The organism is Spirosoma harenae, from assembly GCF_054776975.1.
The window spans coordinates 136,014-148,325 of sequence record NZ_BAAHBD010000012.1; the positions used below are offsets into that span (position 1 = coordinate 136,014).

Genomic DNA, 12,312 nt, shown 5'->3' on the forward strand with positions numbered 1-12,312 from the left:
CTCAATTCCAATGAACTTACAAAATCTTATTAGCGAACTTGAGAAAGTGGATGGTGAGGTTCTAGACCGCTTAGCCCACGTCTCGCGTCGGGGTTTGTTTAGTGCTCTGACGAAAAAAACCATCGCTGTTGCAGCTCCTGCTGTAATGGCTTCAGCTCTGAATAAAGCCTATGGCCAGGGTAGCACCTTGTCGGACAAAGTTGCCGATGTGCTGAACTTTGCCCTTACGCTGGAGTATCTGGAATGGCGTTTCTACGATGCGGGAACTAACCTTTCCATGATTCCTAACATGTATAAACCCGCGTTCGAATATATCCGTCGTCATGAATTAGCTCACGTTGTTTTACTGAAATCTGTATTAGGCTCAAAAGCAATCACAGAGCCTAGATTCGATTTCACGGCGAAAGGCACGTTTTCGGACGTATTCAGAAATTTCCAAACCTTTGCTGCTGTTTCTCAGGCATTTGAAGATACTGGCGTACGGGCCTATAAAGGTCAGGCTGCTAATCTGATGGAGAATAAGCCTATTCTGGAAGCAGCTCTTCGAATTCACGCTACCGAAGCGGCTCACGCGGCTCGGGTGCGTAATATCCGTGGACAAAAAGGCTGGATTACAGGTGGAACAGCTGCTATGTCAGGGCTTCCAGATGTTACAAACGCTGTTTATGCTGGTGAAGACAACACTACCCAAGGTGGTGCCAACCTGGTAACGGCTTTGGCTGGTAATTCGCTGATCACTACTGATATGATTACAGAAGCTTTTGATGAGCCACTAAGCAAAGAGGATGCAACTAAAATCGCAAGCCTTTTCATTGTTGCTTAATAAATCGCAGTAATTCGTTCAATAAAATAAGCCGCTAGTGTGATCTAGCGGCTTATTTTATTTATTGGATGTATAAAATACGTCAATTGAGGCCGAAAGCCGATAGTGTAACAAACTCAGCTACTCGCGCCTGAATTTCCTCCTGTGTCAGATTCATAATGCGCTCTGTACCAAACTTTTCAACGCAGAACGACGCCATGGCTGAACCGTAAATGATGGCACGTTTCATATTGTCGAACGACGCATCGTCGGTTTTAGCGATATAACCGATAAATCCTCCGGCAAACGTATCGCCCGCGCCGGTTGGGTCAAACACTTCTTCTAATGGCAGGGCTGGAGCGAAGAAGATTTTCCCTTCACTAAACAGCAGCGCACCATGTTCACCTTTTTTGATAATAACTGTTTTGGGGCCCATACCCTGAATCTTGGCTGCCGCCCGTACTAACGAATATTCGTGAGTGAGCATACGCGCTTCCTCATCATTCAGCACCAGCACATCAACTCGTTTGAGCAACGCCATAAGGTCTGGATTAGCAATTTCAATCCAAAGGTTCATTGTATCTAGCACAATCAGTTTTGGGCGATTGTGTAAACGATCGATCACCAGGCTCTGAACAGCTGGAGAGGTATTGCCCAACATCAAATAGTCGCAATCCTGATACGAATCGGGAACAATTGGATTGAAATCACCCATCACATTCAACTGGACTTCCACCGTATCGCGGGAGTTCATGTCGTTGTGATATTTACCCGACCAAAAGAAGGTTTTTTCTCCTTTCCGAATTTCAAGCCCTTCAGTGTTAATGCCGTGGTTCTGAAGATCGTCGATCATGGATTGTGGAAAATCATCACCCACAACAGCAACCAAGTTATTTTCCTTAACAAAATAGGATGCCGATAAAGTAATGTACGTAGCAGCACCACCGATAATCTTGTCAGTTTTGCCAAATGGGGTTTCCAGGGCGTCGAACGCGACGGAACCAACGGTCAGTAAGCTCATATTTATAAGTTTTCAGTTTATAGTTTACGGTATTCCATAAACTTATTTTTTCCGCCCGATGACGGGGCAGCGTTTAAACGGTTTGCTTTCGTCGAACAATTTCCGGTAGGTAATATGGGTTTTGACAATCTTCGAGCCTAATTGACTCACAAAGCGTACCATAATTGGATTGAAATCGCCGACCCAGTTCATTTCCAGCTCAGTGTATTGAAAATTAGGATTATGATCGGCTTCGTGGGGCATCCGAAGTGCAATGGCGGCTTCGACGCCTTTTCCCTGATGCTCTGGCGCTACACCAAACACTACGCCAAAGGCTTTATGATTGGTTTTCAAGACCATATGCCAGAGAAACTTCAACTTCCCGATTAAATCAAGCTTCCCATTTACATGTTTGAATACCTGATTGAGTTCGGGCAGGCAAACAAAAAAGGCAACCGGCTCATCCAGATAATACGCGAAGTAGATGATTTTTTCGTCGATAACAGGTTTCAATTTGCTCATCAACAACTGTGCCTGCTCGGCTGACATCTCTTTTACGCCACTGTGCCCTCCCCAAGCGGCATTGTATATATGTCGAAATTGCTCAGCAGCTGCCGGAAGATGCTTTTTATCAATCGTTCGAAAGCTATAATCCGGATTTTGATAGATCCGTTGCGCCCGGTCTTTCACCGCCTGCGACATATCGACAAGCTTCGACCAGGTTGTAGGAATCCCAAACGTAAACTGTTTGAAGTAATCCTGAAAGCCGTAGTTCTCAAAAAACGGAATGTAATAGGGCTTTGTATACGGCATGCAATAGTTCGGCTCGCGATCAAACCCGTCGACCAATAGCCCCCACCATCGGTCGCGATCACCAAAATTGATTGGTCCATCCATCGCTTCCATCCCCTTGCTCTGCAACCAGGCTTTTCCGGCGTCGAACAGCGCAAAAGCAGCCTTTTGATCATTTATACACTCGAAAAAGCCAACTCCGCCCGTTGGCTGATCATTGTCGAGATTGGCAATTTCGTAATCAACGAAGGCCGCTATTCGCCCAAGGGTTTCTTTTTTATCGTTTAATAGTAGATAGCGAATGCATTCACCATGTTCGAAACGCTTGTTCCGAGCAGGATCAAAGATTTCTTCCACATCAGTATCCAGCGGACGAATCCAGCATGAATCGGCTCGATAAAGTCGTACGGGAAACTGAATAAATTCTTTCTGATATTGGGCATTTGCGCCCACCTCAACTACCTGCATTCCTGAATTCAAGCGGGTCGATTGTCAAAAACAAAACGCGAATATAGCCAAAACCTTCGGGTCATATGAGTTAGCTACTGTTTTCCGCTGAACAATCCGTAACTTCGCCGTCATGAACCGAAGCATTTCGTCTATACAGATTGAGGGAAACCTCTTTACCTCAACAAGCTGTTGTTGTTGAGCACAGTATTTGCTTTCATATAGCCATCCGGCAGTAAAATTCTGTTATCTGTATCTCTGAAATAGTCAAGCAACAATGCAACCCCTCCATCTTTATAATACGCTTTCCCGCAAAAAAGAACTGTTTGAACCGATCAACGCGCCTTACGTAGGTATGTATGTCTGCGGCCCAACAGTTTATAATTACGTTCACCTGGGTAACGTCCGTACGTTTCTCACCTTCGACACGCTCTATCGCTATCTGACATTTATCGGCTATAAAGTCCGGTACGTGCGTAACCTGACCGACGTAGGCCATTTGGTTGGCGATGGCGACGAAGGTGAAGATAAAATTGGGCGAATGGCCAAGCTGGAAAAAGTAGAGCCAATGGAAATTGTCCAGCGCTTTACGAATGATTTCCATAAGGTTATGGCTCAATTTAATACGTTTTCGCCCAGTATCGAACCGACAGCTACGGGCCATATGGTCGAACAGATTGAAGCGGTTCAGGCTTTGTTGGCGAATGGATTAGCCTATGAATCCAACGGTTCGGTTTATTTCGATATTGAGACTTATAATAAACGAGGAGGTAATTATGGAAAGCTCTCAGGCCGGATTCTGGATGATCTTCTAAACGAAACCCGCGAACTGGACGGCCAATCGGAGAAACGAAATCCGCTCGATTTCGCGATCTGGAAAAACGCAGCACCCGAACACCTGATGCGCTGGAATTCGCCCTGGGGTGAAGGTTTTCCGGGTTGGCATCTTGAGTGCAGTTGCATGAGTACCAAATATTTAGGCAAGCAATTCGATATTCACGGTGGTGGAATGGACTTAAAATTTCCGCACCACGAATGCGAAATTGCACAGGGAGCAGGCTTAACCGGTCACGATCCCGTTCGCTATTGGATGCACTCTAATATGCTGACTGTCAACGGACAGAAAATGTCGAAATCATTGGGGAATTCATTTCTGCCAGCCGAGTTATTTGCTGGTAGTCACCCCCTACTCGACCAGCCCTACAGCCCAATGACGGTTCGGTTCTTCATGCTTCAATCGCACTATCGCAGTACGCTTGATTTTTCGAATGACGCCCTGAAAGCCGCTCAAAAAGGCTACCGCCGATTGGCGAATGGGTTACGCATCGTCAAAACGTTGACCTATCCAGCCAGTCAGGATGATTCTGGCTCGGTAAGCGAAGAAAAGCAACAGGACATCCGGCAGGCAGTTCAGCAGTTCTACGAGGCTATGAATGATGACCTCAACACAGCCGTTGGTATTGCGCAGTTGTTTACGTTGCTGAAATACATCAATATGCTGTACCTGAATCAGCTTCAGGCGTCTGCTCTTGGTGAAGAAGTATTCAACTTGCTGAAAGAGTCGTTTGTATCGTTCATGCAGGACGTGCTCGGGCTAACCGAAGAGGGGACACAAAATCAGCCTGTTCTGGAAGGTTTACTAACCCTTTATCGGGAATACAAAGAGCAACGCCAGTATGATAAAGTAGACCAGATTCGCTCGTATTTCAAAGCCCAGGGGTTAGCGATTAAAGACATGAAACACCAGATCGACTGGGCGTATGAAGAGTAACCAAATGACTAAATCCATTCTTGTTTATTCAATAGCCCTTGTGCTATTAGCAACCAGCGCCTGCAAAACCAAGCAGTCGCAAAGTGATACGACGCAGACAACTGAAAAAAAGACCGTTTCAGCACCAGCGTTTAATGCTGATTCAGCTTACGTTTATATTGAGCAGCAAGTAAAATTTGGCCCGCGCGTTCCGAATACACCTGCTCATACGCAGACGGGTAATTATTTGGTAAACAAATTGAAACAGTTCGGTTGTGAGGTGACTCAACAATCCTTTGTTGCCAGTACCTGGGACGGTAAGAAATTGAACGCGCTTAATATTATTGGCAGCATCAATCCGAAAGCGACCAAGCGAATTGTACTGGCATCGCACTGGGATTCGCGCCCGCATGCCGACCAGGATCCCGATAAGGCTGATCAGTCGAAACCGGTTACAGCCGCCAACGATGGAGCGAGTGGTGTTGGTGTTTTACTGGAACTGGCCCGCACGATTCAGCAAAGTACTCAAAAGCCAAACGTTGGTATTGATATCATTTTCTTTGATGCTGAAGATTGGGGAAATGGCGAAAAAGCCAGTAACGATTTTGAGCAAGCTAGTGGTAATCAATTCGATTACATTGGTTTCTGTTTAGGTTCTCGCTATTGGGCAAAGAACCTGCATAAACCGGGTTATTCAGCCTATTACGGGATTTTATTGGACATGGTTGGGGCTAAGGGAGCTACGTTCGCAAAAGAAGGTCTTTCGATGCAGTTTGCGCCAAGTGTAGTTAACAATGTTTGGCAAACAGCTAGTCAGGGTGGCTACAGCCAATATTTTGTCGATACGCCCGGCGGGCAAATTACAGATGACCATGTAGCGCCGAACACAATTGCTAAAATCCCCATGATCGACATTATTCACACGAACATTGGTACGGGTGGGTTTTTTCCAGCCTGGCACACGGCAGAAGACAACATGACCAATATTGACCGGGGAACATTGAAAGCAGTTGGCCAAACGCTATTGCAGGTTCTTTATAATGAAGAGTAACCAATGAGCGAAAGAGTGAAAGTGCGAAAGAGTGATCGCCAACAACAAGGCTATTTGTTCATTATTACTTTACTAATAAGCTGCTTAGGCTGTAGTTCAGCACCTGATCAGTTTGGTAAGCTTGATCTGAAAAAATGGCGGGGAGATCGTGGTGGCTGTAATGACATTCGAGCCACGCTCCTATCCGATTTTAAAGCAGAAGTTCAGAACTTGAAAGGCAAAAGCGCAAACGAAATTGGCGACTTACTTGGTCGACCTGACATTAATCAGCTTGTCGACCGTAATCAGAAATTTTACATTTATTTTCTGGAGAAAGGCATTCACTGCGATCAACCAGCAACGAAATCCACTAGCCGATCTGTAGCCATTCGGATGAGTGCCATTGGTTTAGCTACAGAAATTACGTTTCAGAATGGAATCCCATAAATAGAGTTTTCAAGTCTGAAATTTTACCGAGCCCTTAAGTCGTTTTCAACAACGATTTAAGGGCTTTTTTATACCTACCTCTACCCGTCGATTGACGAGAATGGAGAATACATATTCAAGAAATATATACAGCCAAGTATCACCTCTGCTCTGGTTTTTATAGCCAAATAAAATACAAAATAGTGACCAAATTTCAACTCGTTGTCTAATGGGCTGGAAGGCAGAAACATCAGTCGTTTTGCTCCTAAAAACAGAGTTAACTTATCCTCTTTACAGTTAAAATACAGCTACTTAAATTGATTTTAGTATACTCTTACTCGCTGAATTAGGCTTACTTAATCACTCTGTATTTTACAATCACAGTACCAACTATTTCTTGGACATTTTTTCTGGCTGGAGTCAAAAGATATCCATCCAGCGTGAGACTGTTCTGCTATCATTTAGCCATAAACCGATCTTAAAATCCTCTTCTCAATCATTTTATGAAATCGTTTAACCCCAAAACCCCAGGTACTTATTTAGAAGCGAATGACTATGGTGAAAAAATTAGTTACGAGGAATTTGTTGTACTTCTTTGGCTTCTGGCTAATAGCAAGTATGGCGTTTGCCCAGGAAATGACTGTTTCAGGACGTGTAACTGACGCAGCTACAGGAGAAGGATTACCAAGTGTTACCATTCGAATAAAAGGAACAGGTTCAGGTGTAGTCAGTGATATTGATGGAAACTACACGATTAAAACCTCACTCAGAGCAACATTAGCTTTTTCGTTTGTCAATTACCTGCCAACTGAAGTGGTTGTAGGGAGTCAAAGCGTCATAAATGTAACGCTGCAAGAGGACGCCAAAACTTTAAACGAAGTAGTTGTCATTGGCTATGGCACGGCCAAAAAACGAGATTTGACCGGCACCGCTGTAAAAATCAACGGCGATGAAGTAGCCGAAAAGCCGAATGTTAATCCGTTAAGTTCGTTACAGGGAAAGGCATCGGGCGTACAAGTAACAAATAGCGGTACACCCGGTCAGGGACCTGACATCCGAATCAGAGGGACTGTCAGTACAGGGACCACCCGGCCCTTATACCTGGTCGATGGAATTTTCAACGACGATATCAGCTACATTAATCCTAGTGATATTGAGTCGATTGAGGTTTTAAAAGATGCATCCTCACTGGCCATTTTTGGTGTGCGCGGAGCTAATGGTGTCATTGCTATTACGACCAAAAAAGCGAAAGCAGGTAAGTTGTCGGTAAACATTAATTCAATGTATGGCTTCAAAAAACTGAGCAAGCGAATTGAGATGGTTGATGCTGCCCAGTTTCGGGAATTGTATGAAGAAGAACGGAGAAATATAGGCGATGCCAGCGTATTCGATTACACGCCCTGGACCGGCAATACAAACTGGATCGATCAGGTTACCAGAACCGGCATATTCAGCGCCAATAACCTGAGCATTACCAGCGCGACAGAAAAAAACAGGCTGAAATTTGGCATCGGCCACACAAGCGACGAAGGCATTATTAAAGGCCAGAAGCTGACGAAGGTTCTGCTTTCCTTCAACGACGAAGTAACGTTAACAAAGTTCTTTAAGATGGGCGTAAATGTTTCGGCAATGCGCCAAAACAGCCCCTGGAGTGATGCCAATGCTCAATTAGAGCAGGCCCGACGAGCCGTACCAATTGCCAATCCCTATGGGCCGGATGGCGTAACTCCGTCGATGTTGCCACCCTTTCAAAACTCAGGTATCGTCAATCCGTTATTGGCAATTACAAATGAGCCACAGACACAAAAAATACTCGAGAATCGCATCGTCGGTAGCTTGTTTGCCGAAGTTTCGTTCCTGAAAAACTTCAATTTCAGAGCAACCTGGTATGGCGATTACAGCACTGTCAATAACAGAAATTACAATGGCCGCTACGATGCTTATTATCCGATCACGGGTAAAATTGAACCATTTTCAGTTGGTTTAACGCAGGTTGAACAAAGCGATGCCACCTACAAAAAGTTCCAGCAGGATTATATCCTGAACTACACCAAAACCATAAACGGCAAGCACAATATTGCCGGAACTGCCGGGGCAACTACCTATGAGGTTGATAATGTATCGACGGGCGGTATTGTAAAACAGGGAACGGATGCGGCTTCATTGCCCATTCCAAACGACGAGCGATTTTGGTATTTGAATAACGGTTTTGGCGATCCCAACTCCATGCGAATTGTGGCCGGAAGTACCTGGCAAAATCAACGAAGCACCTTATCATACTTGTTCAGGGGTATGTATAATTACGACCACAAGTACTATCTATCAGCGTCTTACCGACGAGACGGTTCTTCGGCGTTCCTACCTGATTACAGATGGCAAGACTTCTATGCAGTCGGTGCTGCCTGGGAAGTGACCAGCGAAGACTTCCTGAAAAACAACCGATATATCAATTACCTGAAAGTCAAAGGTTCGTACGGCCAGTTAGGTAATCAAAATACGTATGGGTATGATTATCCAGCTTATCCGGGTTTAAAAAGCAGCAACTCGGGCGTATTTGGCGGAAACCTCTATCCAGCCTATTCGCAGGAATATCTTCCAGATCCCAAGCTTCATTGGGAAACCATTTTGTCGACCGAATTCGGCCTAGAATTGGTAGCACTTAATAACCGATTAAGTGTTGATGCTGCCTATTACAATCGGGAATCAAAAGATTTGATGACGATCATTCCGGGTGTAAACGGTGCGCAGGATGGACTAACCAACATTGGCAGCGTTCGAAGTCGAGGCTTTGAATTATCCGCAACCTGGACACAATCCATCGGGAAAGATCTGTCGATGAGCATTGGGGGCAATTTCACAACCCTGAATAACAAAGTTCTTTCGTTGGTTTCTAATGACTTTGCTATCGTGAATGGCGTAAACCGCGTAACCCAGGGACTTCCACTAGCCTATTTCTATGGCTATACGGTGGACGGCTTATATCAGTCAGAAGCAGATATCGCAGCCTCGCCCGATGTCGTCGGATTAGGTGCAGTAAAACCCGGCGACGTGAAATTCCGGGATGTCAATGGCGATGGTAAAGTAGATGCCAACGACCGCACGATGATCGGTAACCCCACCCCCGACTTTATGTACGGTGGTAATGTAAGTGTCAAGTACAAAGGATTTGATCTGGGCGTTAAAGTTCAGGGCGTTTATGGTAATGAAATTTACCGGCTCTGGAACAGTACTGAGTCAGAGTTCCAACGCGTGAATTATGCTGCCTTCCAACTGAACAGATGGCACGGGGCTGGAACATCTAACTGGCAGCCCATTTTAGGAGCCGACCATCGGATCAACTACCAAAACTCCACGCTAGCCGTTGAAGATGGCTCCTATTTCCGAATACGAAATCTGCAATTGGGATACAACTTCCCCCGTCTGGTTTTGGATAAGCTCAACATGCAGAATCTGAGAGCCTTTATTAACGTCCAGAATGTGAAAACCTGGGCAAACAATTCTGGATATACCCCTGAATTTGGGTCAGCGAAAACGTCAAATGGGGATAAAAATGCATCGATCAGCATCGGTAATGATTCTGGTGGTGGAGCCATACCTGTTATCACCACCTTTGGCATTAACCTCACCTTTTAAGCTAAAACCTTCAAGAAAATGAGAGAAAAATTTAGACTCATACCCTATCTCCTGATCATTCCGATGATCTACGCAGCAGGCGCTTGTAAGGAGAATTTTTTAGATAAAAAGCCATTAACCGCTACTCTTCAAGACCTTAACCAGGGCGGTGTAAGTGGCCAGATTTACGGTTTGTATAGTTTTCTGAGAGGCAATGTCATCAGTGTTCTTCCGGCCATGACGTTCGAAAACTTTCGCGACGACGACTCAGAAAAAGGAAGCAGTCTATCTGATGGTAAAGATTACGGCTCGATTGCTGACGATTTTCAGTATACCAAAGACCACTGGGCAACCAACAATTATTGGGCGGATCACTATACGCTGATAAATCAAGCCAATACAGCGTTGCAGGTAGCCAAGGAGCAAGATCTTACCGATGATGCAACAAAAGTTAATCTGGCAGAGGCTCGGTTTTTTAGAGGTTGGGCGTATTTCAATTTGGTTAGAGCGTATGGCGAAGTGCCCTTAATCGACTTTCAGGTCAAAAAAGCGAGTGACGCAAATGTTGCCAAATCTCCCGTCACAGCGATCTATAAATTAATTGACGATGATCTGGACTATGCCGCAACTACGCTGCCCTTAAATTGGGAGCCCAAATTTGCGGGGCGCCTAACGAAAGGGGCCGCTAATGCACTCCGGGCGAGGGTCGCTTTGTGGACTAAAAATTACCCTCTCGCGCTAACGTCCTCTGAACTAGTCATTAATTCAGGGCAATACGCTCTACTGCCGACCTATCATAAGGTATTTAAGGAAGAAGGCGAAAATTCATCTGAATCGATTTGGGAGTTGCAAAACGATGTCTTTACCAGCGGAAATGGTGATTATGGGATGGCTTGGGCTACCTCGCAGGGCATACGAGACCCTGGTATTCCATCATGGAATTTAGGATGGGGCTGGAACGTGCCTACACAAAAACTGGTGGATGCCTATGAAAAAGGCGATATCCGAAAAAATTCGACCGTTTTGGTTTCTGGCGAATCCGACGATCCAACGTATGGAGGGTACGGGCGCATATTACCTGCATCGAAATTCGACAATCCTGCAGGGCCTATGGAACGCAAGTACTGGAACAAAAAAGTTTATGTTGACGAAGCCTACAAAAAGTCGTTAGGCTTCAATACCTACGATGCTCCCTGGCCAAACAAACGAATGTTACGGTATGCCGATGTGCTGTTGATGGCTGCCGAAGCCGCAAACGAAACGGGAGCTGGCGGAAAAGCCGAGCAGTATTTGGAGCAAGTCAGAGCTCGGGCGCGAGCCGGGAAAACGGATGTTCTCCCCAAAGTTGTTTTCAGCGATCAAACACAAATGCGAGCGGCCATAAAGCACGAAAGACGAGTGGAGTTGGCCATGGAAGGAGTACGCTTCTACGATTTAGTCCGATGGGGTGATGCCCTTAAAGAACTGGGTCCTTTAGGGTACACGAACAGACACCGTTATATGCCAATCCCCCAGCCCGAAATCGACAAGTCGAATGGGGTATTAATTCAGAATCCGGAGTGGTAATTTCTAATCGACGATCAACCATGAAAACATCATTTTGCAGTTATACTCTCCTGGCAGGCCTGTCGCTGGTTGCATTTACAGGTTGCCAGAAAATGGACAAACCCGTTTTAGGCGATTATCAAACCGATTCTCCTATCGCAGGCGACTTAAAGTTTTATGCTCCTTTAGATAATAACCTTGTCGAGGATCTTAAAAAAGCGATTGGTAGCAGTACCGACGTGGCTTTTGTTGATGGTGTAAATGGAAAAGCTATTGAACTGAAAAAGAGCACCAGTGCAGCCCTGTTCAAAACCAGTAATGACTTTAAAAACTCTACTAGTTTTTCGGTTTCGTACTGGGCAAAAATGGGAGAGCCGACCTTAGCCGGAGCGCACTTCTTTTTCTCGAATCCATCGACAGCGGGCGTTTTTAGTACGTCCAGCTTTTTTCAATTGCATGAAGATAAAGGGCAATCGAACGGTGGTCTTTTAACAACGAAATTCTACGTATTTGATAACTGGTGTACGTTTGAGGGAGAAGATCGTATTCTCGGTGTAATGGACAACCAGTGGCATCACTGGGCAATGACGTATAACGAAACAACATCGTTATTATCGATTTATGTGGATGGAAAATCACTGCCTAAAACATTTACGTTGAAGAAAGGCGATGCGAATTTGGGTAAGGCGGATTTATCTAAATCAACAAAATTTGTGATCGGTTCTCCTCCCGGTATCGCAACAGGCGCAGCTAATGATAGCTGGATGGTGCCTTTTGAAGGCTCTATCGATCAATTCCGATTATATAGCAAAGCGCTTTCTGCAGCTGAAATAACTGAGCTATATATCAAAAAACAGTAGTTCTTCATTTCATAAAAAAAGAGACTGCTAATAACAGTCTCTTTTTTT

General features: G+C 45.1%; 9 protein-coding genes. 7 read left to right on the forward strand and 2 right to left on the reverse strand.

All coding sequences use genetic code 11. From position 1 onward, the window contains the following. Positions 1 to 10 precede the first annotated feature (10 nt). Positions 11 to 823, forward strand: coding sequence for a ferritin-like domain-containing protein (locus tag ACYVE4_RS18360; protein WP_461041655.1), 813 nt, complete (start codon positions 11 to 13; stop codon positions 821 to 823). 82 nt (positions 824 to 905) lie between these two features. Here ACYVE4_RS18360 and ACYVE4_RS18365 read toward each other — a convergent pair whose 3' ends face one another. Both ACYVE4_RS18365 and ACYVE4_RS18370 read right to left on the reverse strand, forming a co-directional pair. Next, positions 906 to 1,823, reverse strand: a complete 918-nt coding sequence (locus ACYVE4_RS18365; protein ID WP_461041656.1) for a PfkB family carbohydrate kinase — start codon at positions 1,821 to 1,823, stop codon at positions 906 to 908. A gap of 42 nt (positions 1,824 to 1,865) precedes the next feature. Further along, on the reverse strand, positions 1,866 to 3,062 hold the full coding sequence (locus tag ACYVE4_RS18370) for a hypothetical protein (RefSeq protein WP_461041689.1): 1,197 nt from the start codon (positions 3,060 to 3,062) through the stop codon (positions 1,866 to 1,868). Positions 3,063 to 3,318: 256 nt separating this feature from the next. Here ACYVE4_RS18370 and cysS point away from each other — a divergent pair, with 256 nt between their 5' ends. The 6 genes from cysS (at position 3,319) to ACYVE4_RS18400 (ending at position 12,264) form a co-directional block, all read left to right on the forward strand. Continuing rightward, entirely contained in the window at positions 3,319 to 4,812 is a 1,494-nt protein-coding gene (gene cysS / locus ACYVE4_RS18375; RefSeq protein WP_461041657.1) for a cysteine--tRNA ligase, read from the forward strand. A 4-nt stretch (positions 4,813 to 4,816) separates the two neighbouring features. After that, positions 4,817 to 5,842, forward strand: coding sequence for a M28 family peptidase (locus ACYVE4_RS18380; RefSeq protein ID WP_461041658.1), 1,026 nt, complete (start codon positions 4,817 to 4,819; stop codon positions 5,840 to 5,842). Positions 5,843 to 5,845: 3 nt separating this feature from the next. After that, positions 5,846 to 6,268, forward strand: a complete 423-nt coding sequence (locus ACYVE4_RS18385) for a hypothetical protein (protein WP_461041659.1) — start codon at positions 5,846 to 5,848, stop codon at positions 6,266 to 6,268. A gap of 534 nt (positions 6,269 to 6,802) precedes the next feature. Further along, positions 6,803 to 9,880 carry a SusC/RagA family TonB-linked outer membrane protein gene (locus ACYVE4_RS18390; protein WP_461041660.1) on the forward strand — a complete coding sequence of 1,026 codons (3,078 nt, stop codon included), beginning with the start codon at positions 6,803 to 6,805 and terminating at the stop codon, positions 9,878 to 9,880. Between the two features lie 18 nt (positions 9,881 to 9,898). Further along, the gene (locus tag ACYVE4_RS18395; protein ID WP_461041661.1) at positions 9,899 to 11,425 is read left to right on the forward strand and encodes a RagB/SusD family nutrient uptake outer membrane protein; all 1,527 of its coding nucleotides are present in this window, start codon (positions 9,899 to 9,901) and stop codon (positions 11,423 to 11,425) included. Positions 11,426 to 11,445: 20 nt separating this feature from the next. Next, a complete protein-coding gene (locus ACYVE4_RS18400; protein WP_461041662.1) occupies positions 11,446 to 12,264 on the forward strand; it encodes a LamG domain-containing protein in 819 nt (272 codons plus the stop codon). The last annotated feature ends 48 nt before the right edge of the window (positions 12,265 to 12,312 follow it).